Raw genomic sequence first — 25,721 nt, 5'->3', positions numbered from 1 at the left:
GATGAAATGATTTTTAACCGCAAAGCACAAATAGCTATATCCGCAGAATTAAATAACTGATGAAATTTTTAAAATATCTGCATTTGTATGCCAACTGCTGAGCACAATTCGATTGATGAGCGCATCATTTGCATTTGGATAAGAAAATGAAGAAATCAAAATCTTGTGAGTAAATAGCCTCTCAGCTAAATTCGAATCTTCAAAGTGAAATACAGGAAAACCGGCCTCAAATTTACCAGAGATTTTAATTTTTGATTCTAACAATTCTATATTTTTTTGCAAACTGTTCCACGCTCTTTTGTAAATTTCATTACCGTTTATAAATGCATATAGCGCTGCCGCTGGTGGGGGTGAAGCACCAACAAATGTGTTTGTGTTTTTAAGTTTGTTGATGATTTCTTTTGAACCTAGAACCAATCCTGCATCTACACCAAGTGCTTTTGCCATCGATGCCACAACAACCGCATCAATATTATCCTTTTTTGGCAAGTCACAATAAGTACCTAAACCGTTATTATTTATGCCAATTCCATGAGAGTCATCGACAATTAACATGATTTTTTTATCGCCATGAATCTCTTCTAAAAAGCTGAAATCATATATTTCAGGAAAAAGATTATTCATAGAATTACTTATAATAACCCAACTTTGCTGTTTCGAATTATTAATTAATTGAATGGTTTCCGCTTTCCAATCTGAAAAGGATTTTAATACTAAAGGTTGATTCTCTAACCAAAGAGCAGGGTGCGTTGCTGGAGCATAAATGACTTGGCCTGTTGTAGATAAAGCTTTCACCGTTAGTTGAGCTGCTAAATACCCACTCGAGGTAATTAACGCACTTTCTGCTCCGAATCGTTTCGCAGCAACGTTTTCGGCTTCGTTATATATTCCTAACTGAATGTTATTGGCTCTACTTGTGCCGTTATTTAATCCAAATAATTTAATTCCTTTAATGTAAAGTTTTATAAATTCTTCGTTTTGAGGAATACCTAAATACGCCGTTCCACCAAAGTATAAATACGCTGTCCCATCAATTTCAATGGTATTTGAGAATGGCTGCGATATGGATTTAAAATCAGAAGTCATGAAATAATTACTTCGAGATCTGTTTGCTGAAAAATTCAAACTGCTGTTTTATCGATTTTTTCCAATAGGTAGAATTGTGATTGCCTGGTTGAGAAATGTAGGTAGCGTTTATTTTTAAACTATCACATTTCCTTTTCATCTCATTGTTCGACTGGTAAAAAAAATCACTCGAACCACAATCGAAAATAATTTCCTTTTTGCTTCCTACAAGTTTATCGATGTTTTGAATTACAGAATATTTAAGCCAAACATCACTATCCTTGTCGGGGTTACCCAAAAGCTCAGGAACGCCAAATTTACCGATAGCATCTCTCAAATTTATGCCGCCACTTGTGCTTCCTGCACTTTTAAATTCCTCTGGATGTTTTAAAAATAACCAAAGCGCACCATGTCCACCCATGCTTAAGCCGGTGATAAAAAGGTTATTCGTATCAATTGGGTAATTCTTTTTAAGTTTCGGCAAAAGCTCATCAAAAAAGAAAGTTTCATATTGCCAGTTTGCTTTTGCAGGACTATTTAAATACCACGATTTAACTAAACCATCAGGACAAACTAAAATATAGCCATACTCATCAGCATATTTTTGGGCATCCATTATGTTGTTCCACTGTTTGTAATTGCCGCCAAAGCCATGCAATAAAATTACAGTAGGCGCTTTTAGCTTCTTATCCAGATTTTTTGGCGAGAAGACCCAAGTCGTATCGGGTTGCGATAAATTTTTGGTTTTAAATATGATTTGCTCTTGCGCAAAGGTGGCTAAAATCAGGGCAGATAAGATTGTTGTGAAAAGTAATCTCATTTTATATCAAACTAAAAATTATCGTGTATGTAGGTTACAAGCTTAACCATTTCATTTCTTACTGCAGCCGTTGGATTTACAAAATTGTTATTCATAAACGAAAAGATATACGTTTTTCCTTTTTTGGTAACAACATAGCCACTTTGATTGTGAATACCCGTTAAGGATCCCGTTTTGCCGAAAACAAAAGGATTATCGGTTTTAGGATAAGCATTTTTTAATGTTCCGGTTTTCCCTCCTGCAGGTAACATATCAAACAACTTAGCAGGATTGTTTACCTCTTTATAAATTAGGTTAAGCACAGCAACCATATCATTCGGAGAAAATAAATTCATTCTGGATAAACCCGATCCATCTACCCAGCGGGGCTTTTGAGGTAGGTTGTTTAGATAATTTTTTAGCACATATGATATCGTTTTTTCAGTATTTAATGTGTCGCTCAGTTTATCTCCACAAACCAGTAACAGCTGTTCGGCAATAAAATTATCGCTTGGCAGCAGCATGGCTTTTAAAACGGAGTCTCTACTCATGCCTTTTAATGTTTTTGCATTATTGGGCATTTTCATTTCAATAAGTTCTACTGATTTATGAAGCGTATCTGCCAACAAGCTTAAGGTAGTGCCATTACTTACTTTAAATGGGATTTGCTGGGAGTAGTTTAGCTTTACAGGCACAGCATTATAATCAAATTCGTTTGTGTTTATTTTCCTTTTAACGAAGAAATCACCCTGTTTTTTAGTGCTATCAATCGCAAAACAAGATGTAAAACTTTTTGGTACAACAGAGAAAGTGCCGTTTGAGCTTCCTTTAACCCAAACGGTATTATCCAATAAGGGCAGTTCGTTAATTTCTGCCTGGTAGTAGTCATTGTAATCATCCCAAGCCCAGCCGGTACCGAAGGAATTTCCGGTATATCTACCCGTCGCAAAGAACAATTTTTTATTGCTGTTTGCCAAAAAATTGTAAGCGGTTTTGTCTTTCAATGCCGATTGAAGAAAAGATGGATCGCCGGTTCCCCAAAAAATTAGTGAATCATTTTTTTCTATGTAACGTAAAGCCGGTATAACAGCAGGAATCAGTTTTAATGCAGCATAAAACGTAAATAATTTAGTGTTCGATGCAGGAGTAAAAAGTTTATCTCCATCTTGCTCAAAAATTGTCTTTTGTTCTGTCAAATTGTACAGCGAAAAACCAACGTGATATTGCTTTATCACCTCAGAATTTTTAAATTCTTTTGAAACCTTTTTGGCTATCATTTTATCGGCAGAACAACCTAAAAGCAAGCTAATTACGTATAAAAATATGGGCAAGCATTTATTTAAACATCGGGAATGAAACATGTTTTTAAAGTTATAGTAATAATTACCAACTAAATTATTAAATTTAATTAAATGTTAACCAAATATAAGCTTGCAATGCGTTCCTTGTTTCGCAAATTAATTGTTTGCCTATGCATTTTTTTGCCTTTTATTACCATAACACAAGCCCAAGATTTTCAATTTCTCGATAATCAAAAAAGGCAATCGTTAAGTTTTAAACTTATTAAAAACCTAATCATAATCCCAATTTATGTTAATGGTAAAGGTCCGTACGATTTTGTGTTGGATACAGGTGTTGGGCCAATGATAATTACCGAACCTTCGATTATTGACTCCTTGAATTTTACCAATATGCGTAAAATTAAGGTTTCTGGTTTGGGTTTAGAACCCGTTGAAGCTTTTGTTTCTCAAAACATTACTGCCAAAATAAACAGGGCAGAAATGAAACACATTCCAACTGCAATTTTAAAAGAAGATTTGTTCAATCTATCTGGTCATTTGGGTACAAAAATTTATGGCATAATTGGATACAGCTTTTTTAGCAGCTTTATTGTAGATATTCGGTACGTAGAAAAGCGCCTTATTTTTAGCAAACTAAACCAAAAAGTTAAGTATAAAGGAACCAAAATTCCGATAGTGATTGAAAATTTGAAGCCCTATATTTATGCGGAGATAGAGGTGCCAGACAGTGGTAAGACGAAAGCAAAATTGTTGATGGATACGGGTGCAAGCCATGCCTTATCAATGGAAATGTTTAATGGAGCTATGTTTCCTTTACCATACTCAAAAATTAAAGCAAGTTTGGGCATGAGTTTAAGCGGACAGATAAAGGGCTATTTAGGACGAATAAAATCTTTCTCTTTTGGCGATTTTGAATTTGATGATGTAATTTCTGGTTTCCCGGATTATAACGTTATCTCTCAAAAAATTGATTTAAAAAGTAGAAATGGCAATTTGGGAGCTGATTTACTTAAAAAGTTTAACCTTCAAATCAACTATCATGAAGGGTTTATGTATTTAAAACCCAATAGCTTTTTTAAAACTCCTTTCGAGCATGACATGATTGGGATGGTAATCTATCTAGACCAGAAAGAGTATAAAAGATATTTAATTGGCGAAATTGATGAAAACTCGCCTGCAGATAAATCTGGTCTTTGCCCAGATGACGAAATAATCGGCGTTAATTTTAGATCTATGGACGCTTATACGTTGAGTGACTTAACCGAGCTTTTCAAATCTGGCGCTAACAAAAGCGTTATATTAGAAATCTATCGAGAGAAAAAAACCTTTTTCAAGGTTATTCATCTTGAAAGAAGGATTTAAGCTGATTGTAGGTAATTTTCAGGTTACAACAGCTTCAACCAATTATTTGCCTCTAAATTAGCATTCAAATTCATTCCTATGCTAAAAAGATCTGGTTTTCTCCTTTCATTGATATGCATTTCATTTTCGGTTTTGGCGCAAAATTTAGATTCGCTAACTTTTGTAAAAGCTAAATGGCAGAAAAATAGAGTTGCGCCCAAAGTGCGTCTCTATCGGTATCATTTTAATTCTAAAAATCTATTCAGCGCAAACGAAAATATCTCCTATTTGGAAATTAAAAATAATGGCAGGAAAGCAGTTTTTACCATCGGCGCTGAAGAAAAAAAATTAATCACAACCAGCGATTTCGGTAAAAAAGATACAGCTTTGGCGGCAATTAACGGTAATTTTTTTGATGTTAAAAATGGTGGTTCGGTTGATTATGTACGGTTGAATAATAAGGTTATCAATGTTAATCGATTGCAAAAAGATGGTTCGAGAGCAAAGCACCAACAAGCTGCGGTAGTTATTGCAGATGGTAAAATAGCGATAAAAAAATGGGATGGAAACCCCGATTGGGAAATTAAATTGATGGAAAAAGATGTAATGCTAAATGGACCCTTACTGGCTATAAATGGCATTAAGGAGACCATGGACACATCATCTTTCAGCCAATTAAGGCACCCTCGAACTTGTTTAGGCTTAAAACCAAATGGCAAGATAATTATGCTTACGGTTGATGGACGAAATGATAACTCTGCTGGAATGAGTTTACCAGAGCTAACCAACATCATGACTTGGCTCGGTTGCTCCAGCATTTTAAATTTTGATGGTGGCGGTTCTACAACATTGTGGATAGATGGTTTTTCGGATAATGGCATCATCAATTATCCAACAGATAATAAAAAATGGGATCATGAAGGGCAACGAAAAGTAGCCAATGTAATTCTGGTTAAGAAAAAATAAATTATTTAGTTTAAAATTGTGCTTGTTGCGTTATATAATTATGATTAAGAATTTTTTCTACCTTTTATTTGTTGTCGCTTTGTGGTCATCCTGCGAATCTGGAACTAAATCTATAAACACAAGCTCTCGTGAATTTGCTTTCGAACCCGTAAAGGGAATTAGATATGAAGAGGTTAAGCGCAGGTTTAAAAACGGACTTTCCTTTAACGCAGAAGGTTTTATGCAAAAACCATCGTGGATAATTGAAGTTGCAGCCGAAGATACCATGATGGCATGGAGTCCTCAAAAACATAGAATGCAAAAATTTTATCTTCAGTACGATCATGGCAATCTGTACAATTTCGCGGCAGAATTTTTTAAGGTAAAACACATCAGCAATGATAGTCTAGTTTTTCAGCGTGTTCAGGTAGATGGAAAACTTGTCGCTTCTGATGTCCGTTCGGATGTTAACATGACTTTCTACGCTCAGAAATACATTAAAAACAAACTTAAAACGACGGCCAAACAATTACAAAAACCAACCAAAGCCGATACCAATTTTATAGAAAAACGTTCTGCAACAGTAAACCTAAAAAGCGACACTGGTTTTGCTGCCACAGAACCAGCTCAGTTTATACCCAAAAGTAAAATTGTAGCCATAGAAAAAATTAGTACGGTTGATAAAGTAGCTAACAGAACCGAATCGTACGATTATATGTTTCCACAGTATAAAATAACCATAAACAGAGCATATAAAGATTTTGCGTATCAGGCTGCTGCAATTGTAGATTTTCAAGGCGGAATCCACATTCAACGTGTTGATGGAGTTCTACCAGAAGATGCAGCAAATAAGAAAAAAACAGTTCAGGCAATAGCCGATATTTACATTCGAAACCTGTTTAATGTATTGCCCGGAACAACCTTAGGAATCCCCCACAATTCGCAAATTACTTTAATGATATTAGGAAAGGCAATTAAAAGGCCTTAGTAATCTGCTATTTACAAAATTTTAACGTTAAAAAAATGTTAAAATTTATTTTGATTTTAAAAATTAAAACTTACCTTGCAGACTTAATTTTAATATTTAATACAATGCAAGAAGGCACAGTAAAATTCTTCAATGTAACTAAAGGTTTTGGCTTTATCGTCCCTGCAAACGGAGATAGCGAAATTTTTGTTCATTCAACAGGTCTTATCGACGAAATCCGTGAAAACGACAAAGTACAGTACGAAGTTGCTAACGGTAAAAAAGGCTTAAATGCCGTTAATGTGAAAGTAATTTAATTAACTATCATATTTACAACAAAGCCCCGGTTGCAAATCGGGGCTTTTTTATTTTTAAATTTTTTGAAAGAGGTGCATTCATTTCTGACCACCATTACACCATGTTATTTATTATGATTAAGCTTTTTTCTTAAAAAATAATCCATAAAAATTAACCCTAAAACCAAATCTACACCCAAAAAGATATATAAGCTGGTAGGTGTTATAAATTTATCAAGCTCAAAATTTACCAAAAAATATTTGCTCAAATCAGGCATGGTAAAAGTAGCATTATAAAAAACGTAGCCTAAAAGTGTGAGTAAGGAGAGCACGAAAAAACCGCCAATGCTATAAATTATACGGTTATCTACCTTCGTTTTTAACAAAACCGGCGCTGGTTCTAGCTTAACACTTTCCATCACATTTCTGATGAAAGACATCGATGGCTCATCAAGTTCCATTTCACTAAAAGCAATATTCAGATTTAATAATTCCTCATATTGAAGTTTAACTGAAACATCAGTTTCAATTTTTTCTTCGATGCTTTTTCGTTGGGTTTCATTCAAATTTCCATCTATATAATCCCAAAGTTGTTGTTCTATTGTGTTCATAGTAACTCCTTTACTTCATCTTTTAACAAATATTGTAATTTTTCTTTAAGCCTTTGCCTTGCTCTATGTAGTTTTACTTTTATGGTATTTGGCTCCATATTTAAAGCTTTGCCAATTTCTTCTAAACTTTGCTCGCCTTTGTAAAACATAGTTATAATTGCAGCATCATCTGGTAATAAATGTGTTATAGCTTCATTTAAAAAAGCATGGCTATTTTGTTGCTCATAAACATTTGCATTAAAGGCCGATGTTTGATTTTCCAATTGCAAAAAGGTAGCCTCGTCACTAATTGAAGAGGTATCTAAACGTTTTTTCCGCAAAAAAGTCATTGCGGTTGTATAAGTTATGGTGTATAACCAGGTGCTAAATTTCGCTGTTTGTTTAAAAGTTCCTAGTGCTTTGTAAGCTTTAATAAAACAGTCTTGAGCAATTTCTTCTGCATCTTCACGGTTTTTGGCAAACCTTAAAGCAAGTGTAAAAACAAAACGCTGATGGCGTTTTACCAACAAAGCATATTGCCCGGTTTCACCGTTTAATACACTTTGAATCAGCTCTACATCTGGTAATTCTTGCTTCATACTTAATGCTAAGACTACCTTTAAGATACATAGGTTACAATCAATTTTAAATTAAGCGAATTTACCTAAACGGCAATATAAAAATTGATAATCATTTTGGGCGTAGCCGAGAAATCTTTGTCGCTAGTTGAGAAGATTTAATTTCAATTATTATGTGATTTTTGGAAATGAAAAGGCAGTGCTTTTGGCGGTCTGCAGCCGTGCTGTTCGCTGTAGCCTCGCAAAAAAGCTCGGGCTGCCGCTACCATCAGGTTTAAAAACAAAGGTTTTGCTCCATGCAAACCGTTAAAATGGAATACTACATTTGCAAATTAGCCCGGGTTGAAGCGAACACTGAGCAGCAGCCTTTTCGGCTGTTAGCGGAGTAAAGCGCAAAACGGGAACAAATTCAGTTTCTTGCACAAGCCTTGCGCTGCTAAAAAATATAAAACACTTGGCAGATTTATGAACCAGTTTGAAATTATTTTAGAAATGAAAATGCAGTGCTTTTGGCGGTCTGCAGCCCTGCTGTTTGCTGTAGCCTCGCAAAAAAGCTCGGGCTGCCGCTACCATCAGGTTTAAAAACAAAGGTTTTGCTCCATGCAAACCGTTAAAATGGAATACTACATTTGCAAATTAGCCCCGGTTGAAGCGAACACGGAGCAGCAGCCTTTTGGCTGTTAGCGGAGTAAAGCGCAAAACGGGAGCAAATTTAGTTTCTTGTACAACTCTTGCGCTGCTAAAAATTATAAACCTATTAGTGTATTTTAAACCAATTTGAAATTATTTTTTACGCTTCAAAATAAATTTGCTTAAAAATTTAATGCTAATGCGATGCGAAAAATTTTAACCCAGCAATAGAACCTATTAATGTGCAGATAAAAAATATGCGCCAAAATGTGGCGGGTTCGTTAAAATATACAATACCAATAATTACTGTTCCTACTGCACCAATGCCCGTCCATACTGCATAAGCAGTACCCATTGGCAAACTTTGCGAAGCTTTATTTAGCAAAATAAAGCTTAAAGTAATACAAATAAAGAAAGCGATGCTCCATTTCAAATTGCTAAAGTTATTAGAAAGTTTTAGGCAAGTAGTAAAGCCAACTTCGAAAAGGCCTGCAATAATTAATATAATCCAACTCATGGTGCAAAGGTAAAAAAAGTTGAAGCTTAAATTTAAGTTCTACTATTTATAACATTACAGTTTCAATATCCTGTTCAAAACCTAATGGCTCATTAATACTGTAAATCTTATAATCATTTTAAATCCTGATCACGAATATTTACACCTAGCCTGTAACCTGATTAAAAACCATGTAGTCATAATACACAGAACACGGTTCAATACAATTTAAAAATTTAAACACATAAAAAATTATAATCATGGAAGCTATATTAGTCCCAATCTCTATCTTTTTAGGCACATTCGCAATGGTATTTGGAATACGCTATTTATCAAACAAAGAAAAAATGGCAATGATAGAACGTGGTATCAATCCTGGAATCGGTAAATCGGCACCAAGACCATATTTAAGTTTAAAATTCGGTTTATTGCTGGTTGGTTTAGGTATTGGTTTGTTGGTTGCATTGTTTACCGTAAGAAGCATTTTCGGACCAAACATGACACACACAGAAGAAGGTCAGGCGGTTGCAGTTTACTTCGGTTGCTTAGGAATTTTCGGGGGATTAGGTTTGATCACCTCATTCATCATCGAAAAGAAAGCAATTGATAAATAGTTCTTAAGTAGATGTTTTAAGCTAGAAATCACTGTATGTATCATTACCGCTTATATGTAATTATGCTCCTTATGTTGACGTCAGTTCACAAATCGGTTGCACAAGGAACTAATTTCATTATTAAAAATGTTGAATTTGAAAGTGAGGGAGTTACTTTAAAAGGTACAATTTTTAATCCTAAAAAGCCTCATGCGGCATTAATTGTGGTTCATGGCTCTGGTCAGGAAAAGCGGATGATGCAGTTTGCTTCGCTTTTGGCAAACCATGGTATGATGGTTTTAACCTACGACAAACGCGGCGTGGGCGAATCAAGCGGAATTTATGCCGGACCTGAAGTTGGCACCAATAATATTGATTCAGCTAATCTAAATTTATTGGCTAGGGATGCAAGCGCTGCCGTTAACCTTCTGTTAAAACATTTACCCGCTAAACATATTCCAGTAGGCCTGATAGGATACAGTCAGGCCGGCTGGATAATTCCAATTGCAGCAGAAAAAAATTCTAAAGTGAATTTTATGGTATTGTTTAGTGGTCCGGTTGTTACCGCCCGTGAACAACTTCGATTTCAGTTTTTTACGCAAGGAAAATCTGATTTTTGGGATTTACACACAGAAAGCGAATCGCGTAATCATATAAAGAACGACCCGGATAAATATCAGTTTATAGATACTAATCCTCGTGATGCGCTTTCTAAACTTTCAATTCCAGGGCTATGGCTTTTTGGGGCTAAGGATGTTCAGGTTCCAGCAAAATTATCAATAGAACATATCGAAGAATTTAAAAGCGTTAATAAACTGTATGAATACAGGTTATTTCCAGCTCTGGGACATAACACTACATTTGAAGCCTCTCAGGAGCCTTTTAATGAGGCGATTAAATGGATTAAGGATTTAGAAAATAAAAAACCTAGTAATAAAAATTAGTTTTTGTTTTACTGCGGCTTATTAATAACAGCAACCGTTAACCGACTAATACAACTCATTTTGCCACGCTCATCGTAAATTTTTATATCCCAAATGTGGGTTTTTGCACCACGGTGAATCACCGTGCAAATACCTTTAGCCAAACCGCTTCTTACCGGCCGAAGGTGATTTGCGTTTACCTCTAAACCAACAGCAACGTATTTTTCAGGGTCGATACACATATACGAAGCTATGCTACCCAATGTTTCGGCCAAAACAACCGAAGCACCGCCATGTAATATACCTGCAGGTTGGTGCGTTCGCTCATCAACGGGCATGGTACCGATGATATAATCTTCACCAATTTCTGTAAATTTTATATCCAGCAAACCACCAATATGATTTTTAGGGCGATTGTTTAACTCGTCAACGGAAAAATTTTTAAACCACATTATAACGCTCTTTTAATACTCCAACATGGTGTGCAATATGCCCTGCAGCAATAAATAAAATAGATTTAACTGTTATTGCTCTGCCCGATGCTATTCCTTTTCTAGTTAATTCTACTTCATTTAAGCTTTTAAAAAAATAGAGATTAGACTTTCTAAGTGCAGCAAACTCTTCAATCATATCATCAAAATTGCGTTCGCCAAAATGTGCATTAGCCACATAATCATCTTCTTCAAAACCGGGCAGTTGTTGTTGCTCATTTCTGGCAAAGCAAGTCATTCGGTACACAAAAATGCGTTCGCAATCTATAATATGTCCAAGCATTTCCTTCAAGGTCCATTTGCCTTCAGCGTATGCGAAATTCTCTTTCTCCGCATTCGATTGAAATAAAACAGGTATTGTAAAAACCTGTTCTTCTAAAATCTCAAAAATGTCTTTATCAACCTTACTAATATAGGTTTCTCCCCAAGCAGGATAATCGTTAGGCTGTGGTCGGTTCATAAGTTAAACTACTTTTTAATATAATTCTAAATGTTGTTCCTTTACCCAATTCCGAATCTTTTACAAAGATTTCGCCGCTGTGGTAATTTTCTACAATACGTTTGGTTAGTGATAAACCTAAACCCCAGCCGCGTTTTCTGGTGGTATAGCCAGGTTGAAATACTGCATCAAACTTAGATCTTGGTATGCCTTTTCCACTATCTGTAACATCGATAAAAACCTGCTCTTTTGCCAGGTTCTCTATAATATTAATTGATATAGAGCCTTCATTTTCAATTGCATTTGCCGCATTTTTCAATAAGTTTTCTGTCACCCAATCGAATAATGGCACATTTAACATGGCTCTTACCTGTTCATCGCCCGTAATGGTAAATTTAACTTTATCAGATGTACGAACTTTAAAATAATCGATAAAATTGCTGATAACCATATATACTACATGATCTTCCAATATTGGTTTTGAACCAATTTTAGAGAACCTATCTGTTATAATTTCCAGTCGTTTAATATCATTTTCCATCTCCGCAATTAACGGATCGTCTTCTGCATCAAACTTCGATTTCATAAGCTCTACCCAAGCCATTAATGAAGATATTGGCGTACCAAGCTGATGCGCAGTTTCTTTCGCCAAACCAACCCAAACATGATCTTGTTCATCTTTCCTTGCGGAGCTAAATGCTGCGTAAGCTGTTAAAAGAAATAGAAAAATTACACCCATTTGAATGTATGGGAAATAGCGAAGTTGGGTAAGGATAAAAGAATCTTTATAATAAGCTTTAAACTCATCGTCGAAAATTTTTACAGTAGCAGGTTTATGCTGCGCTTTCATTATTTTCAACTGTTTTACAAAGTATAAGCTATCATAAACCAGTTTATCATTGCCAGGATACATGGTTTTTGTACTATCTAAGCCAGTAGTCGAAATAATTACATCATCCTTATTCACCAAAATTACTGGCATTTTCGTGTTTTGTCTAACGGTTTCTATAATGCTGTTTAAGTTTTCATTATCCAGCAAAAGCATAGAACGTTCAGTAATTTTTACCCACAACTGAAATTGATTTGCTTCTTCGCGTTGCATTTTCTTTACAAAAGAATCGGTGTAGAATACCGAAGCTATGCCAATTAGGATGGCGAAAATGAGAAGGAAAAACTTCCAGCGGCGTTTCTTTTCGTATGGATTCATGCTTCGGTGGGCAAATTACAACAACAAAACGAAATAAACACAAAACCATTATGCTTTTTAAAAAACCCAAACACAATAATTTTCAGGTTAAATAGCTTCGTGGCAGATGAAAACAATAAAAACAGATGAAAAACATATCTTTGTGCCCAGCATAGCAAAGCCAGGAATATGGATTAACCAGTAGCCGAAGCATGCTCAGTGCTTGTTGATTAAACCATGGATAAAAAAGTTAGAGTAAGATTTGCCCCAAGCCCAACCGGCGGCTTGCATTTAGGCGGTGTTCGTACTGCCTTATTTAATTATTTATTTGCCAGAAAACACCATGGAACTTTCGTTTTACGTGTTGAAGATACCGATCAAAATCGTTTTGTAGAAGGTGCGGAAGAATATATTGTTAATTGTTTAGCTTGGTGCGGCATTACGCCAGATGAGAGTCCGAATACGCCAGGTAATTACGGCCCCTACCGCCAAAGCGAACGTAAACCAAGTTATAGAAAATTTGCAGAGCAATTAATTAGCGATGGCTACGCCTATTATGCCTTTGATACACCCGAAGAACTGGATGCAAAGCGTAAAGAAGTTCCTAATTTTCAATACGGACAGGCAACACGTATGCAAATGCGTAATTCTTTAACACTTACTATTAGTGAGGTAGAAGATTTATTAGCGGCACAAACGCCTCATGTAATTAGAATTAAAGTGCCTGAAGATGAAAATGTTCATTTTAATGATCTAATACGTGGCGATGTAAGTTTTGAAACAGCTATAGTTGATGATAAGGTTTTACTGAAAGCGGATGGGATGCCAACCTATCATTTAGCTGTTGTTGTTGATGATAAGGCGATGGAGATTACGCATGCTTTTAGAGGTGAAGAGTGGTTACCATCTGCACCGGTTCATATTTTGCTATGGAAATATTTGGGTTGGGAAAGCGATATGCCACAATGGGCGCATTTACCTTTAATTTTAAAACCCGATGGACATGGAAAATTAAGCAAACGCGATGGCGACCGACTTGGTTTTCCGGTTTATGCAATGAATTGGACAGATCCAAAAACAAACGATGTAACCAAAGGCTTTAAAGAAATGGGCTTTATGCCCGAAGCTTTTATTAACATGCTTGCGCTTTTAGGCTGGAATGATGGAACTGAAAAAGAGATTTTTACCCTTGCTGAATTGGAAGAAAAATTCTCTATAGAAAGGATAAGCAAAGCCGGTGCAAAATTCGATTTTGAAAAAGCAAAATGGTACAACCACGAATGGATAAAACAATCATCAGTTGATAGTTTGCAATTACAGGTAAAAAATGAATTGGAGAAGGCAGGCTTCACCGCTACAGATGATACTTTTTTAAATACAGTTATCGATTTAATAAAAGATAGATGTACTTTATTGCCAGATTTTGTAATGCAAAGCAGTTACTTTTTTGCATCACCAACAGTTTATGATTCGGCTTCGGTAAAACCTAAATGGACAGCAGAAAAGGCTACATTTTTTCATGATTACGCAAACAACCTAAGTTTAGATAATGCCATTGATGCGGAAGCAGCATTTAAAGCATTTGCAGAAGAAAAGGGATTTAAGCCTGGAGAACTTATGCTTCCTTTTCGTATTATGCTTGTTGGTGGCAAATTTGGTCCTGGGGTTTTTGATATTGCCGTACTTTTAGGTAAAGAAGAAACGAAATTGCGAATTGAAAATGCGATTGTAGTTTTTAATAGCTAAACTTTAAGTGTATAATTAATCAATAAAAATATTTTATACTTTAGTATAACATTTTAAAATAAACGAGGTTAAGTAATAAAAATATAATTATGCAGTGGTTCGGTAAAGGAAGTAATAATGTAGAAGATGGAAGAGGTGGAGGTGGTAAAACCATTCTTGGTGGTGGTGTAGGTATTATTATTGTTGTTTTGGGTTTAATTTTTGGTAAAGATTTAACTGGTTTGGTTGGTCAGTTGCCGCAAGGCGCCGGAACAACCGAGGTTAAGCAAGGTGTACCCGAAAACGACCCACAAGCTCAATTTGTTTCTGGTGTTTTGGAATCTACAGAACAGGTTTGGGATAAAGAATTTGAAGCCATGGGCAGAACATACGAACACCCTAAAATGGTTCTTTTTAGCGATGGTGTGCAAACAGCATGCGGAAGTGCAAGCTCTGCCGTGGGTCCTTTCTATTGCCCTGGCGACCATAAAGTTTATATCGATTTAACTTTTTATGACGATTTGAAAAACCGTTTTGGCGCAGCCGGAGATTTTGCTCAGGCTTATGTAATAGCCCATGAAGTTGGTCATCATGTTCAAAATATTTTAGGAATATCAGATAAATTGCAACAGGCTCGTGGTCAGGTTAGTGAAACAGAATACAACCGTTTATCAGTTAAATTAGAACTACAAGCCGATTTTTTTGCAGGTTTATGGGCTCACAATGCTCAAAACCTGAAAGATTTTAAGCTGGAAGATGGAGATATTGAAGAAGCACTTACAGCAGCAAATGCCATTGGTGATGATAAACTACAAAAGCAAGCAACAGGAGAGGTAACACCAGATTCTTTTACCCACGGTACATCTCAACAACGTATGTATTGGTTTAAAAAAGGTTTTGAAACAGGCGATTTTAAACAGGGTGATACTTTTAACAGCAACCAGTTATAAGGCTATTTATTAATAGGTTTACACATTTTTAAAACTTTTTTACAACCACTGCGTTTACTTACTATAGCAAAAAACCTGCTTAACCAAACAAATTATCCCGACTATCTTTATGTTTAATAAATCATGATTCTTATTGTAGATGATAGGCCTGAAAACCTAATTTCCTTACAGAAAGTATTGCAAGCACATAACTTTGAGGTAGATACGGCACCATCTGGTGAAGAAGCGCTAAAAAAAGTCTTAAAAAATAACTACGTACTCATTATCCTTGATGTTCAAATGCCAGATATGGATGGCTTTGAAGTTGCGGAGGCAATTTCTGGATTTAGTAAAGCAAAGGATACTGCCATAATTTTTCTTTCTGCCGTTAATACCGAAATCAAGTTTATAACTAAAGGATACCTAAGCGGTGGGTTAGATTACATCACCAAGCCAGTAGATATAAATGTATTACTGCTAAAAATTAAAACTTTTTACCGTATTTACGAGCAAAACAGAAAGTTAAACGAAATTCAAGAGAAGTTACTAGAAGAAATTGAGTTTCGAAAAGAAGCCGAACATAAGAAAGACGAGTTTATTAGTATTGCTAGCCACGAATTAAAAACACCGCTAACAAGCGTTAAAGGCTATATACAATTATTGCAGCGTAGCATAAATAAAGATGATAAGGTGATGGCACAAAATCACCTCGAGAAGGCAAGCATTCAATTAGAAAAACTTAACGAATTGATAGTTGATTTGCTGGACATTTCAAAAATAGAAAGTGGCAAGCTGAAGTTTAATATGAAAACTTTTTGCGCTGAAACGATGGTAAACAATACCATTGAAATGCTGCAACAATCTAACCCTGAATTTACCATTACTAAATTTGGAACCATACAAGAAAAGGTTTTTGGTGATGAAATGCGCCTTGAGCAAGTGGTGATCAATTTTCTTACGAATGCAATAAAATATGCTCCCGGAACTAACCAGATAAATATTACCGTTAATGTTAAAGATGAAAAACTTTACCTCTCTGTTAAAGATTTTGGTATCGGAATTCCTCAAGAACAACATCATAAAATTTTCGATAAATTTTATCGCGTAGAAGAAAACAGCAATAATTTTAATGGTTTAGGGATAGGTTTATACATCTGTTCTGAAATTATTAGCAGGCACAATGGCACAATTGGTGTTAATAGTGCCCCCAATGAAGGCTCAGAATTTTATTTTATCATCCCGATAGGTGCGGATGAAATTTCAGCAAATTAATGCGGATTACTCACAAATAAATTAATGAAAACAACGCTAAAAAATAATTTACGCTTAGGCCTTGGTCTGTCGCTTATTATCCTTTTTATCAGTTCTTTGGCTTCATACATAAGTATAAATAACCTGATTAAAAGTACCGAACTTGTTAAGCATAGTGATGAAATCATTATGAAAGTAGAAGGTGTTATTTCTACTTTGAAGGATGCAGAAACTGGTCAGCGGGGATATCTTTTAACCGGCAATAAAGTTTTTTTAGAACCCTATAACGGCGCAGCCGAAGCAGCGCTCCGCACTTTAAATGAAGTTGCAGATGGAACAAGAGATAATCCAAAACAACAGAAAAACATTGCCGAATTAAAAGACATACTAACACGGAGGCTGGATATTATAAAATCTACTATTGAGATAAAATCTTTAGGCGGACAAGTAGATCCAACAGTACTTTTTCAGGGGAAAGTTTATATGGACCAAGCCCGTTCTACAGTTAACCGTATGGTTTTAGAAGAGCAAAGATTGCTTGGAGAAAGGAGCGCAGAATTAAACAAACTAACTTCTTACACGCCTATTCTTATTTTAATTGCAGCTATTCTAGCCATATTAATCACTTTGTTCTTCTACAGAAAAGTGTCTGTCGATTTTGATGAGCGTGTAAAAATGCAGAAGGAAATTGAGGATAAAAAACTGGAGATGGAGAAACGTATTATTGCCATAAAAGAAATTGCATTGCAAATTTCTAATGGTAATTATGGCGTAACTTTAGATAGCAAGGCTCAAGATGATATCGGAGAATTATCCGAGTCATTAAATACCATGTCGTCATCGCTAAAGAAATCTTTTGATACACTTGCCGAAAACGAATGGCTACAAACTGGTGTTGCCAACTTAAATGTTAAAATGGTTGGCGAGAAAGATGTTTTTCATTTAGCAGATGATATTATTGAATTCTTGGCAAGCTATACAAACAGTCAGTTAGGTGCTATTTACATTTTTAAAGATGATGGTTATTTGCACTTAAAAGGTCAGCATGCTTTACAAGGGCAACATTTGGCAGAGAGTTTGGCATTGGGCGAAGGCTTAATTGGTCAGGTGGTAAAATCTGGCAAACAAATTTTGCTAAATGAAATACCAAATAACGAGCTGACTATTTCATATGCTTCAGGAAGTGTTAAACCTGCTCAATTACTAGTATTACCCATCATTAGAAATGGCGTTTCTATCGGCGGTTTAGAATTGGGTACAATAGGCTCTTTTTCAGAGCTGCATCTAAAGTTTCTAAATTCTATATTATCTGATGTTGGTACTGCCTTATTGGGAGCACAAAACAGGTTTAAGCTGCAGCAATTGTTAGAAGAAACTCAGGCACAATCTGAAGAGCTTCAGGTTCAGCATAGCGAGTTGGAGGGAATGAACGCAGAATTGGAAGCACAATCTCAAAAGTTACAGGCATCAGAAGAAGAATTAAGGGTACAACAAGAAGAATTATTGCAAAGCAACCAGGAGTTGGAAGAGCGAAGCAGCCTTCTTGAAGAAAAAAATCAGCTGATTGAGGAACGAAATGTTGAGATACAGCAGAAAGCAGCGGCTTTAGAATTAAGTACTCGCTACAAATCAGAATTTTTGGCCAATATGTCGCATGAGTTGCGTACGCCATTAAATTCGATTCTATTGCTATCAAGGTTAATGGCCGAAAATGAAGCAATGGATCGCGAACATCAGGAATATGCTGAAGTGATACAAAGCTCGGGTCAAGGTTTGCTCAGTCTAATTGATGAAATTCTTGATCTATCAAAAATCGAGGCTGGTAAAATGGAACTCGACCGTGCAAATATCAAGGTTGATGAAGTGATGTTTAACATGCGATCGTTATTTAATCCGGTTGCAAAAGAAAAATCATTGGAGTTGATAATAGATAAAACAGCTGTTGTACCCGAATATTTCCATACCGATAAAATGCGTTTGGAGCAAATTCTGAAAAACCTTTTATCAAATGCAATTAAATTCACAACTAAAGGTTCTGTAACGCTTAACATCAATAAAAATGAGCACTTAAATGCCTTGGTTTTCAAAGTTACTGATACAGGAGTTGGTATTCCGGCAGATAAACTTGCAATGGTTTTTGAAGCTTTTCAACAGGCAGATGGTTCTACCAGACGCAAATTTGGCGGAACAGGTTTAGGGCTTTCTATAAGCCGAGAATTGGCAAAATTGTTAGGCGGCTACATCGATTTAAAAAGTAAAGAAAACGAAGGCAGTATTTTCACCTTAATTCTCCCTATCGACAAAAATAAAGGTATAGAAAATCATCAACCAAAAATTGAAAATACCACAATTGTAGAGCAGTACCCAATAATAAGTCGCTTAACGGTTGCAAATATTCCGCAAGAAATTGAAGATGACCGTAACGATATCGGGCCCGATGATAAGGTAATTTTGATTGTAGAGGATGATACGCCTTTTGCTAAAACGCTATTGGATTTTGCCCGAAAAAGAAACTACAAAGGCTTGGTTGCGGTACGAGGTGATGTAGGTATCGAAATGGCAAAAACCTACAAACCCTTAGCCATATTGTTAGATATACAATTGCCCGTAAAAGATGGATGGCAGGTTATGGAAGAGCTTAAAGCTGACCCAAGTACTCGCCCGATTCCGGTGCACATCATGTCATCATTACAGGTTAAGAAAGAAAGTTTATTAAAAGGTGCTGTCGATTTTATCAATAAGCCTTTCGCATTTGAGCACATGCAGGAAATTTTCCAAAAACTGGAACATGCATTAAGCCGACATCCGAAAAAAGTATTAATTGTTGAAGAAAACGAACAGCATGCAAAAGCTTTAAGTTACTTTTTAAGCAATTTCAATATTCAAACCGAAATTGTAAATCAGGTTGGCGATAGCGTTTCTGCCTTGCATAAATCGGATATTAATTGTGTGATTTTAGACATGGGAATTCCTGATAAACATGCCTATGAAACCTTAGAGGTGGTAAAGAAAACCCCTGGTTTGGAAAACCTTCCAATCATCATTTTTACAGGAAAAAATTTATCCAAAGGAGAAGAAAGTAGAATAAAACAATATGCCGATTCTATCGTAGTAAAAACCGCTCATTCTTATCAACGTATTTTAGATGAAGCTGGGTTGTTTCTTCATTTGGTAGAAGAAAAAAGTAAAGAGAAAGTTAAAACGCCTAAAAAGTTTTCAGAACTGCAAGATGTTTTAAAAGGTAAAACGGTGTTAATAGCTGATGATGACGTTAGAAATATTTTCTCGCTAACAAAGGTTTTGGAGCAGCATCAAATGAATGTTTTAACAGCTATAGATGGTAAAGAGGCACTCAAATTATTGGATGAAAACCAACATGTTGATGTGGTTTTAATGGATATGATGATGCCAGAACTAGATGGATATGAAACTACTACGGCCATCAGACAAAAAATAAAATACAGAAATTTACCAATTCTGGCTGTTACTGCAAAAGCAATGATGGGCGACAGAGAAAAATGCATTGCCGCTGGTGCTTCCGATTATATTAGCAAACCAGTTGATATGGATCAGTTGGTGTCGCTGCTTCGTGTTTGGTTATACGAAAATCACTATAAATCTTAATTTCTATAATTTTATATGCCACAAAAGTTAGTTCTCATAATTGATGATGATAATAGAAATATTTTCGCTTTAAAAGCAGTGCTTAAAGCCAAAGGTTTCGAATGTTTATCGGCATTGAGTGCGCAAGATGGCTTGTCCATTATGCAAGAAAACAAAAAAGTATCAGTTGTGTTAATGGATATGATGATGCCCGAAATGGACGGTTACCAGGCTATGGCGGTAATGAAACAGTCAGAAGAGCTGCGAAACATTCCTGTTTTGGCGGTAACGGCGCAAGCAATGGTTGGCGACAAAGAAAGATGTTTGCTCGCAGGCGCTGCCGGTTATGTTTCTAAACCCATCAATGTTGATGAGCTATTATTGCAAATAGAGAAAGTTACAGAATAAAAGTGATTAGCGATTTAATAGATAACGAACAGATTGAAACACTGCTTGGTGATGTGTTAGATGCGCATGGCTATGATTTTTCAGAATACTCCCCAGCTTCTCTTAAAAGAAGAATTTTAAGATTATACGCGTTAGATAATTTTGTGAGTTTTGCAGAATTTAGATATACGGTAAAATCTGATAAGCAATACTTTAAACGATTTTTAGAAGAAATTACGGTTAATGTTACAGAAATGTTTCGCGACCCATCCTTTTACAAAGCCTTACGAAATGATGTTCTACCAATTTTAGGTACTTATCCGTTCATCAGAGTTTGGGTTGCAGGCTGCTCTACCGGAGAAGAAGCATATTCTTTAGCCATAGTATTGAAAGAACTTAACCTGCTTAATAAATCGCTTATTTATGCTACAGATATTAACCCATCTGTTTTAGAAAAAGCAAAAAAAGGAATGTTTCCTTTAAACTATTTAAAAGGTTACTCAGAGAATTATTTACAATCTGGCGGAGAGCAAGATTTTTCTACCTATTACACTGCAAATTATACACTTGCAAAATTTGATGAAACGCTAAGTAAAAAGATGATTTTCTCAACCCATAACTTGGTTTCCGATCACTCTTTTAATGAGTTTCAGTTAATTTTATGTAGAAATGTACTAATTTATTTCGATAAAGAATTGCAGCACAAGGTATTTCAACTTTTTGATAACAGCTTAGAACAACTTGGCTTTTTAGCGCTTGGTAGTAAAGAGAGTTTGGATTTTTGGCCAAAAGCAAAAGAATTTAAGCGAATTAAACTGGAGAAAATATGGAGGAAGCTTTAACTCCTGATAAATGTAGTGCTTTGGTTATTGGTGGCTCGGCCGGCAGTTTAGATGTATTGCTTAAAATTTTTCCGGATTTAGATAAAAGCATCAATTTCCCCATTATCATTGTTACACATCGTAAACCAGGCAACGATACCCTTCTGGCCGACTTATTGCAAAACCGAACAGGTTTAAAAATTAGAGAAGTAGAGGAAAAAGAAGAAATTATGGACGGATGTGTTTATATTGCACCCGCAGATTATCATTTATTAATTGAGAAGAATAAAACTTTTTCATTGGATTATTCTGAGAAAGTTAACTATTCTCGACCATCAATTGATGTAACTTTCCAATCTGCAGCCGAAATTTACAAAAATGAACTGGTTTGCGTTTTGCTTTCGGGTTCTAATGCTGATGGAGTTGAAGGCTTAAAAACAGTAAACAATTTTGGGGGTTCAGTGGTTATACAAGACCCACAAACCGCAATAATGCCTTATATGCCTCAACAGGCTGTATTAAATGTTAAAAAAGGCACAATTTTAGATGCTGAAAATATGGCAAACTTTATAAATAAATTAGCAACAAAATAAGGTTTGCTTAGATATTAGATTTATGGCTGATGCGAAAAAAGTATTCGTTTTTGATGATAACAGAGATATTTTAGATTTATGTACCTTCATTTTTGAAGATGCAGGCTATGAGGTTAAAACATCAGAAAGTGCAAACGAAATCGAAGATCAGGTTGCAGCATACATGCCTGATATCATTTTTATGGATAATTGGCTGCCAGATTTAGGTGGAATTCAAGCAACCAGAGCCATTAAAAGTAATGCAGATTTGAAGCATATCCCGGTTATATATTTTTCAGCAAATAATGATATTTCATCCTTAGCAGAGCAGGCTGGGGCAGATAGTTATCTCTCTAAACCATTTGATATTGCCGCAATAGAAGCCATTGTTAAAAAACATTTAGGCTAATTCTTTCCCCAAATTCTGGTGTTTAAATCCAATTCTTTTACAATATCATACATAAAGTTAATCGCAGCAATATCCTGATTAAGTAGTTCTGGATTTAATAAAGTTTTAAAAATTGGTGCTTCGAAGTAATTTCTATCCAAAGGAAACGCGATATACATTCTGCTATGTATAAACGACAGCGAAATTGTATTTTGAGCATTTTGATTTAGCCTTAAAATCCGCTCCATTAATGCTGGGGTAAGAATATATCTAGCCTCTACCTGGTCGGTGGCATGCGTAATAAACGCATTGTTAAACTCTAAGTTTTCTAGCGTAACAACATCCTTTTTGCTGAAAGAAAATAAGTTTTTAGAAAACCATGCACCCATCGATCCAAAAATATCTTTTGGCTTTACCAGTGTTACACCATTAAAGTTTTTATTAAAATCGGCGGCAAAAAGAATTCCTTTAAAAATGGTATGCCATTCTGTTCTAGTGCCATTTTTGGTTTGTACTTCAGTTTTATATTCTGCATGAACTTCTGCAAAATAAAACCCTGTTTTTCCAGCACTTCCTTTTACTAAATCTTCAGTGCTGTATCTATCCGGAGTATTAGAAAAAAGTTGGGTGCTTTCAAACTCGTCACATTGAATGCCGTAATAAGGCTCAATGGTTAAACTTTTGTCGAGCGATCTTAGTGCCGTTCCAATCACTTCAATTTTAAATGCTTCTCGGTATGCCTTTAATTCATCAGCTATTTTATAATGAATAACAATACCATAAATGAGTGGAATCAACCCGGCAATTATAGCAGGCACATGCTGACCTAGTACCGAACCGCCTACACCAATAACCACGCCCAAGGCAATAAATAAATATCCTTTTTTTTGTGTTGATGAAATTTTCTGTCGTTGGATTTCTAAAGTTGCAAGTAAACTTTGCAACGAGGTGTTGGTTTCAACCGATACCATTAGCTGTTAAATAAATCTTTGGCGCTAATGTTTTTACGTTCTTCTTCAGCAGTTGCTAAAACCGGTGTTGGGTGGAAATTTAACATACCTGCAAACATATTTCCAGGGAACATCATAATTGCATTGTTGTAATCCGTTACAGCCGAATTGTAGGTTCTTCTTGCTGCGGCAATCTGTTCTTCACTCTCTGTCCAGGTGCTTTGCAGGTTGATAAAATTGGTGTTGGCTTTTAAATCAGGGTAGTTTTCTACATTAACCATTAAACCTTTAACACTACTGCTTAACTGTGCGTCTATAGCTGCTTTTTCCGCGTCGCTAACGTTACCAGAAATGGCTTTTGTGCGTAAATCTACAATTTTACTTAGCGTGCCTTGTTCGTAAGTAGTGTACTGTTTTACCACTTCTACTAAATTAGGAATTAAATCGAAGCGCTTTTTGAGCATTACATCAATAGCAGAAAAAGCATTGATAACCTGATTCTTTTTACCAATCAATGAGTTGTAAAAGAAAATCCCGATTAGGAATAGAACGGCGAAGGCGAGTGCGATAAACATGGTTTCAGATTTTTGGTTTAATGCATAAATATATCAAAAGGTTCTAAAACTTAAAACCTAACGCTTATCATTTGTAATTCGTCGCTCTTTTTGTTGCCTTCGCTCCAATCGTTTTTGTTTTCGCATATGATGACTTGCCTTCATTGCCTTAAACTTGGCAATATGATCACGCATTTCGTTTTGCTTTTCTTCAGTTATTCCTACACTATGTTTTATGCCTTGAAAAAGGCTTTTCCAAATCATACTAAAAAAAGAGGTGCTATCTGGTCGGGCATAATTTACATTTGCCGAGATAAATTTTCCATCGGCAGTAGGGTTTTCAGAATTGATAATCAATGCATTAGCTAAAAAAGAAAGCAAACCTCGTTTTACCAAGTGGTCTTTTTCAGGGTCGTTTTTCATTAAAGCAACCGACAAATCAAAGTATGAAAAATCAACTGTTCCTTTTGCGCCAGCCTCATTCGCTTTAAAATTAAATTTTAGCTCATCAACATTGCCCCGGTTAATTCTTACCAAACCCAAAGGTTTTGTAATCTGATTTAAAACCCTGGCATTAAAATCGTGTAAAATGCCGCTGTAAGCAAAATCACCAGTTTTTGATGCTAAATCGAATTTAAAATCGACATCCAATTTCCCTTGCCCCAATAAATAGGTGGTTAAATTGGCTTCCATTATGGGATGAGCAATTTTTACATTATCAATGTTGGTTGCATTTTTTATTATGCCCGAAGTGTGCTCAAAGGAGAGTTTTCCCCTTTGCTGGCTTTCCTTATTATAAATCGCATAACTAATGCTTACATCTTTAAGCTGTATTTTATCAACTAAAACAGGGGCGCCTAATTTTTGCAATAACTGGTGAGGAAATTTGCCAATTCGCTTTTCCTTTTCACGCTTGGGCAAACTATTATTGTTAAAAACGGCTACAAAACCATTTGCAATAGCCATTTCTTTTGCCCTTAATTCTTGCTTGGAAATGTAAAGCGGCAAATTTATTTCATTCAAAGAAATGTCATTCATGGAAATATCAAATCGGTCTCTCGCATATCCTGACACTTGTCCAAACTTCATTTCATCAAACAAAGGTTCCAAAGCAAATTTGCTTATCCGCAACCGCCCGGTTGATGCCCTGAAATCGAGCTTGCTTAGCTTAATGTTATACATTTTATCAGGCGTTGGATAATTGTAATCCTTCAAATTTATAACCACATCTTTCAATAAATAAAAACGACTTGGGTCATCAAAAGAAGTTGAATCGATAAGCAAATCAACCAGTGTTATATTTAAATCATCGATAGAAAAAACTGCAGGATTAACCACATTATTATTCCTGTATTTAAAACTGGCATCTTTAAAAAAAATAGATTTTATGCTAAATTCTTTTAAGCTTTTAGCAATAATGGTATATGGAGATTGGATAGGTTTTGGAGCACGATTCTCGTTAAAAGCCAATTGCCTATTTACCATAAGCACTTCGGGCTTATCAAAAATAACTTCATCGATTTGCAATTTATGCTCATGATACATTATTAAAGGGTGAAAATGCTTTACCACCAACTTTTTTAATGATACAGAATATAAGTTATTTGGCGCCCTTTTTAAAGCCACTAACCTTTTGTAACGATTGGTGTCGGGAGTAATTTTTACATTTTGTAATGATGCGCTCCCGGTTAAAATATTGGTTGTTACCTTAGTAAAGCTGATGGTATATAGGCTATCGGTAGATTTATAAAGCAGTGTTTTTATCTGTTCTGTAAGTATTGGTCGCGATTTTACATTTAAAAACCATGCAATTGATGATAGAATTGCTGCCAAAATTAAAACTACACCAGCTATCCATTTAATAATTTTGTAACGAGACTTTTTTATATCAATCATTTAAC

General features: G+C 35.6%; 26 protein-coding genes. 14 read left to right on the top strand and 12 right to left on the bottom strand.

What is annotated here, in order from left to right; all coding sequences use genetic code 11:
* Window positions 1-48: 48 nt before the first annotated feature.
* The 3 genes from ACFOWA_RS11080 to ACFOWA_RS11070 are packed head-to-tail and all read right to left on the bottom strand — an operon-like array spanning window position 49 to window position 3,195.
* Window positions 49-1,086 (bottom strand): aminotransferase class I/II-fold pyridoxal phosphate-dependent enzyme, encoded by a 1,038-nt coding sequence (locus tag ACFOWA_RS11080; RefSeq protein ID WP_378985080.1) that lies wholly within the window; start codon window positions 1,084-1,086, stop codon window positions 49-51.
* 7 nt (window positions 1,087-1,093) lie between these two features.
* Window positions 1,094-1,885, bottom strand: a complete 792-nt coding sequence (locus tag ACFOWA_RS11075) for an alpha/beta hydrolase (protein ID WP_378985078.1) — start codon at window positions 1,883-1,885, stop codon at window positions 1,094-1,096.
* Between the two features lie 11 nt (window positions 1,886-1,896).
* Window positions 1,897-3,195 (bottom strand): D-alanyl-D-alanine carboxypeptidase/D-alanyl-D-alanine-endopeptidase, encoded by a 1,299-nt coding sequence (locus ACFOWA_RS11070; RefSeq protein WP_378985076.1) that lies wholly within the window; start codon window positions 3,193-3,195, stop codon window positions 1,897-1,899.
* Window positions 3,196-3,276: 81 nt separating this feature from the next.
* Between ACFOWA_RS11070 and ACFOWA_RS11065 the strand changes: the two genes are divergently transcribed.
* From ACFOWA_RS11065 to ACFOWA_RS11050, 4 genes are all read left to right on the top strand, one after another.
* Entirely contained in the window at window positions 3,277-4,527 is a 1,251-nt protein-coding gene (locus ACFOWA_RS11065; RefSeq protein WP_378985074.1) for an aspartyl protease family protein, read from the top strand.
* Window positions 4,528-4,605: 78 nt separating this feature from the next.
* Complete coding sequence (locus ACFOWA_RS11060; protein ID WP_378985072.1) at window positions 4,606-5,472, top strand: phosphodiester glycosidase family protein; 867 nt, start codon at window positions 4,606-4,608, stop codon at window positions 5,470-5,472.
* Window positions 5,473-5,512: 40 nt separating this feature from the next.
* Window positions 5,513-6,439 carry a hypothetical protein gene (locus ACFOWA_RS11055; protein ID WP_378985070.1) on the top strand — a complete coding sequence of 309 codons (927 nt, stop codon included), beginning with the start codon at window positions 5,513-5,515 and terminating at the stop codon, window positions 6,437-6,439.
* Window positions 6,440-6,543: 104 nt separating this feature from the next.
* The gene (locus ACFOWA_RS11050; protein WP_025141747.1) at window positions 6,544-6,735 is read left to right on the top strand and encodes a cold-shock protein; all 192 of its coding nucleotides are present in this window, start codon (window positions 6,544-6,546) and stop codon (window positions 6,733-6,735) included.
* A gap of 104 nt (window positions 6,736-6,839) precedes the next feature.
* Here ACFOWA_RS11050 and ACFOWA_RS11045 read toward each other — a convergent pair whose 3' ends face one another.
* From ACFOWA_RS11045 to ACFOWA_RS11035, 3 genes are all read right to left on the bottom strand, one after another.
* Window positions 6,840-7,325 carry a hypothetical protein gene (locus ACFOWA_RS11045; RefSeq protein WP_378985069.1) on the bottom strand — a complete coding sequence of 162 codons (486 nt, stop codon included), beginning with the start codon at window positions 7,323-7,325 and terminating at the stop codon, window positions 6,840-6,842.
* Window positions 7,322-7,903, bottom strand: coding sequence for an RNA polymerase sigma factor (locus ACFOWA_RS11040; RefSeq protein WP_378985067.1), 582 nt, complete (start codon window positions 7,901-7,903; stop codon window positions 7,322-7,324). Before ACFOWA_RS11040 ends, ACFOWA_RS11045 begins: the two co-directional genes overlap by 4 nt.
* An 805-nt stretch (window positions 7,904-8,708) precedes the next feature.
* Window positions 8,709-9,029: a DMT family transporter gene (locus tag ACFOWA_RS11035; RefSeq protein WP_378985066.1), complete on the bottom strand. Its 321-nt coding sequence runs from the start codon at window positions 9,027-9,029 to the stop codon at window positions 8,709-8,711.
* A gap of 239 nt (window positions 9,030-9,268) precedes the next feature.
* On the opposite strand from ACFOWA_RS11035, the gene ACFOWA_RS11030 reads away from it, so the two are divergent.
* On the top strand, window positions 9,269-9,622 hold the full coding sequence (locus ACFOWA_RS11030) for a DUF6249 domain-containing protein (protein WP_378985064.1): 354 nt from the start codon (window positions 9,269-9,271) through the stop codon (window positions 9,620-9,622).
* Window positions 9,623-9,693: 71 nt separating this feature from the next.
* Window positions 9,694-10,545, top strand: coding sequence for an alpha/beta hydrolase family protein (locus tag ACFOWA_RS11025; RefSeq protein WP_378985063.1), 852 nt, complete (start codon window positions 9,694-9,696; stop codon window positions 10,543-10,545).
* A gap of 8 nt (window positions 10,546-10,553) precedes the next feature.
* Here the strand turns inward: ACFOWA_RS11025 and ACFOWA_RS11020 are convergent, their stop codons facing one another.
* From ACFOWA_RS11020 to ACFOWA_RS11010, 3 genes are read right to left on the bottom strand one after another with little or no spacing between them, the layout of a single operon-like run.
* Window positions 10,554-10,976, bottom strand: coding sequence for a hotdog fold thioesterase (locus ACFOWA_RS11020; RefSeq protein ID WP_378985061.1), 423 nt, complete (start codon window positions 10,974-10,976; stop codon window positions 10,554-10,556).
* Complete coding sequence (locus ACFOWA_RS11015) at window positions 10,966-11,475, bottom strand: DinB family protein (RefSeq protein WP_378985059.1); 510 nt, start codon at window positions 11,473-11,475, stop codon at window positions 10,966-10,968. Before ACFOWA_RS11015 ends, ACFOWA_RS11020 begins: the two co-directional genes overlap by 11 nt.
* The gene (locus ACFOWA_RS11010; RefSeq protein WP_378985057.1) at window positions 11,456-12,661 is read right to left on the bottom strand and encodes a sensor histidine kinase; all 1,206 of its coding nucleotides are present in this window, start codon (window positions 12,659-12,661) and stop codon (window positions 11,456-11,458) included. The genes ACFOWA_RS11015 and ACFOWA_RS11010 overlap by 20 nt, the downstream gene beginning before the upstream one ends.
* A 216-nt stretch (window positions 12,662-12,877) precedes the next feature.
* Here ACFOWA_RS11010 and gltX point away from each other — a divergent pair, with 216 nt between their 5' ends.
* The 8 genes from gltX to ACFOWA_RS10970 all read left to right on the top strand — a co-directional run bounded on the left by gltX (window position 12,878) and on the right by ACFOWA_RS10970 (window position 22,337).
* Window positions 12,878-14,386: a glutamate--tRNA ligase gene (gltX, locus tag ACFOWA_RS11005; protein WP_378985055.1), complete on the top strand. Its 1,509-nt coding sequence runs from the start codon at window positions 12,878-12,880 to the stop codon at window positions 14,384-14,386.
* A gap of 89 nt (window positions 14,387-14,475) precedes the next feature.
* Window positions 14,476-15,315 carry a KPN_02809 family neutral zinc metallopeptidase gene (gene ypfJ / locus ACFOWA_RS11000; protein WP_378985053.1) on the top strand — a complete coding sequence of 280 codons (840 nt, stop codon included), beginning with the start codon at window positions 14,476-14,478 and terminating at the stop codon, window positions 15,313-15,315.
* 123 nt (window positions 15,316-15,438) lie between these two features.
* Complete coding sequence (locus ACFOWA_RS10995) at window positions 15,439-16,566, top strand: ATP-binding response regulator (RefSeq protein WP_378985051.1); 1,128 nt, start codon at window positions 15,439-15,441, stop codon at window positions 16,564-16,566.
* Window positions 16,567-16,590: 24 nt separating this feature from the next.
* Window positions 16,591-20,169, top strand: coding sequence for a response regulator (locus tag ACFOWA_RS10990; RefSeq protein WP_378985049.1), 3,579 nt, complete (start codon window positions 16,591-16,593; stop codon window positions 20,167-20,169).
* 15 nt (window positions 20,170-20,184) lie between these two features.
* Window positions 20,185-20,556 carry a response regulator gene (locus ACFOWA_RS10985; protein ID WP_378985047.1) on the top strand — a complete coding sequence of 124 codons (372 nt, stop codon included), beginning with the start codon at window positions 20,185-20,187 and terminating at the stop codon, window positions 20,554-20,556.
* 2 nt (window positions 20,557-20,558) lie between these two features.
* On the top strand, window positions 20,559-21,377 hold the full coding sequence (locus tag ACFOWA_RS10980) for a CheR family methyltransferase (RefSeq protein ID WP_378985045.1): 819 nt from the start codon (window positions 20,559-20,561) through the stop codon (window positions 21,375-21,377).
* Window positions 21,362-21,949 (top strand): chemotaxis protein CheB, encoded by a 588-nt coding sequence (locus ACFOWA_RS10975; RefSeq protein WP_378985043.1) that lies wholly within the window; start codon window positions 21,362-21,364, stop codon window positions 21,947-21,949. Before ACFOWA_RS10980 ends, ACFOWA_RS10975 begins: the two co-directional genes overlap by 16 nt.
* Before the next feature lie 22 nt (window positions 21,950-21,971).
* Window positions 21,972-22,337: a response regulator gene (locus tag ACFOWA_RS10970; RefSeq protein WP_378985041.1), complete on the top strand. Its 366-nt coding sequence runs from the start codon at window positions 21,972-21,974 to the stop codon at window positions 22,335-22,337.
* Here the strand turns inward: ACFOWA_RS10970 and ACFOWA_RS10965 are convergent.
* Genes ACFOWA_RS10965 through ACFOWA_RS10955 form a run of 3 tightly spaced genes read right to left on the bottom strand, consistent with a single transcriptional unit; the run spans window position 22,334 to window position 25,716 of the window.
* Window positions 22,334-23,287 carry a DUF3137 domain-containing protein gene (locus ACFOWA_RS10965; RefSeq protein WP_378985039.1) on the bottom strand — a complete coding sequence of 318 codons (954 nt, stop codon included), beginning with the start codon at window positions 23,285-23,287 and terminating at the stop codon, window positions 22,334-22,336. The genes ACFOWA_RS10970 and ACFOWA_RS10965 overlap by 4 nt on opposite strands.
* Entirely contained in the window at window positions 23,287-23,841 is a 555-nt protein-coding gene (locus tag ACFOWA_RS10960) for a LemA family protein (protein WP_378985037.1), read from the bottom strand. Before ACFOWA_RS10960 ends, ACFOWA_RS10965 begins: the two co-directional genes overlap by 1 nt.
* 57 nt (window positions 23,842-23,898) lie before the next feature.
* Window positions 23,899-25,716 carry a hypothetical protein gene (locus ACFOWA_RS10955; RefSeq protein WP_378985035.1) on the bottom strand — a complete coding sequence of 606 codons (1,818 nt, stop codon included), beginning with the start codon at window positions 25,714-25,716 and terminating at the stop codon, window positions 23,899-23,901.
* Window positions 25,717-25,721: the final 5 nt, after the last annotated feature.

It is taken from the genome of Pedobacter lithocola, from assembly GCF_042650845.1.
Taxonomy (GTDB): domain Bacteria; phylum Bacteroidota; class Bacteroidia; order Sphingobacteriales; family Sphingobacteriaceae; genus Pedobacter; species Pedobacter lithocola.
The sequence above is the reverse complement of the archived record's forward strand: the minus strand, read 5'-3'. Positions and strand labels throughout refer to the sequence as shown.

What these genes read in the sequence shown, in the direction of transcription:
- ACFOWA_RS11050 (WP_025141747.1), top strand. Translation starts at nt 6,544, where the DNA reads ATGCAAGAAGGCACAGTAAAATTCTTCAATGTAACTAAAGGTTTTGGC.
- ACFOWA_RS11020 (WP_378985061.1), bottom strand. Translation starts at nt 10,976, where the DNA reads ATGTGGTTTAAAAATTTTTCCGTTGACGAGTTAAACAATCGCCCTAAA.
- ACFOWA_RS10960 (WP_378985037.1), bottom strand. Translation starts at nt 23,841, where the DNA reads ATGTTTATCGCACTCGCCTTCGCCGTTCTATTCCTAATCGGGATTTTC.
- ACFOWA_RS10990 (WP_378985049.1), top strand. Translation starts at nt 16,591, where the DNA reads ATGAAAACAACGCTAAAAAATAATTTACGCTTAGGCCTTGGTCTGTCG.
- ACFOWA_RS11075 (WP_378985078.1), bottom strand. Translation starts at nt 1,885, where the DNA reads ATGAGATTACTTTTCACAACAATCTTATCTGCCCTGATTTTAGCCACC.
- ACFOWA_RS11035 (WP_378985066.1), bottom strand. Translation starts at nt 9,029, where the DNA reads ATGAGTTGGATTATATTAATTATTGCAGGCCTTTTCGAAGTTGGCTTT.
- ACFOWA_RS11040 (WP_378985067.1), bottom strand. Translation starts at nt 7,903, where the DNA reads ATGAAGCAAGAATTACCAGATGTAGAGCTGATTCAAAGTGTATTAAAC.
- ACFOWA_RS11015 (WP_378985059.1), bottom strand. Translation starts at nt 11,475, where the DNA reads ATGAACCGACCACAGCCTAACGATTATCCTGCTTGGGGAGAAACCTAT.
- ACFOWA_RS10975 (WP_378985043.1), top strand. Translation starts at nt 21,362, where the DNA reads ATGGAGGAAGCTTTAACTCCTGATAAATGTAGTGCTTTGGTTATTGGT.
- gltX (WP_378985055.1), top strand. Translation starts at nt 12,878, where the DNA reads ATGGATAAAAAAGTTAGAGTAAGATTTGCCCCAAGCCCAACCGGCGGC.
- ACFOWA_RS11025 (WP_378985063.1), top strand. Translation starts at nt 9,694, where the DNA reads ATGTTGACGTCAGTTCACAAATCGGTTGCACAAGGAACTAATTTCATT.
- ACFOWA_RS10995 (WP_378985051.1), top strand. Translation starts at nt 15,439, where the DNA reads ATGATTCTTATTGTAGATGATAGGCCTGAAAACCTAATTTCCTTACAG.
- ACFOWA_RS10985 (WP_378985047.1), top strand. Translation starts at nt 20,185, where the DNA reads ATGCCACAAAAGTTAGTTCTCATAATTGATGATGATAATAGAAATATT.
- ACFOWA_RS11045 (WP_378985069.1), bottom strand. Translation starts at nt 7,325, where the DNA reads ATGAACACAATAGAACAACAACTTTGGGATTATATAGATGGAAATTTG.
- ACFOWA_RS11055 (WP_378985070.1), top strand. Translation starts at nt 5,513, where the DNA reads ATGATTAAGAATTTTTTCTACCTTTTATTTGTTGTCGCTTTGTGGTCA.
- ACFOWA_RS10955 (WP_378985035.1), bottom strand. Translation starts at nt 25,716, where the DNA reads ATGATTGATATAAAAAAGTCTCGTTACAAAATTATTAAATGGATAGCT.
- ACFOWA_RS11030 (WP_378985064.1), top strand. Translation starts at nt 9,269, where the DNA reads ATGGAAGCTATATTAGTCCCAATCTCTATCTTTTTAGGCACATTCGCA.
- ACFOWA_RS11060 (WP_378985072.1), top strand. Translation starts at nt 4,606, where the DNA reads ATGCTAAAAAGATCTGGTTTTCTCCTTTCATTGATATGCATTTCATTT.
- ACFOWA_RS11080 (WP_378985080.1), bottom strand. Translation starts at nt 1,086, where the DNA reads ATGACTTCTGATTTTAAATCCATATCGCAGCCATTCTCAAATACCATT.
- ACFOWA_RS11010 (WP_378985057.1), bottom strand. Translation starts at nt 12,661, where the DNA reads ATGAATCCATACGAAAAGAAACGCCGCTGGAAGTTTTTCCTTCTCATT.
- ypfJ (WP_378985053.1), top strand. Translation starts at nt 14,476, where the DNA reads ATGCAGTGGTTCGGTAAAGGAAGTAATAATGTAGAAGATGGAAGAGGT.
- ACFOWA_RS10970 (WP_378985041.1), top strand. Translation starts at nt 21,972, where the DNA reads ATGGCTGATGCGAAAAAAGTATTCGTTTTTGATGATAACAGAGATATT.
- ACFOWA_RS10965 (WP_378985039.1), bottom strand. Translation starts at nt 23,287, where the DNA reads ATGGTATCGGTTGAAACCAACACCTCGTTGCAAAGTTTACTTGCAACT.
- ACFOWA_RS11065 (WP_378985074.1), top strand. Translation starts at nt 3,277, where the DNA reads ATGTTAACCAAATATAAGCTTGCAATGCGTTCCTTGTTTCGCAAATTA.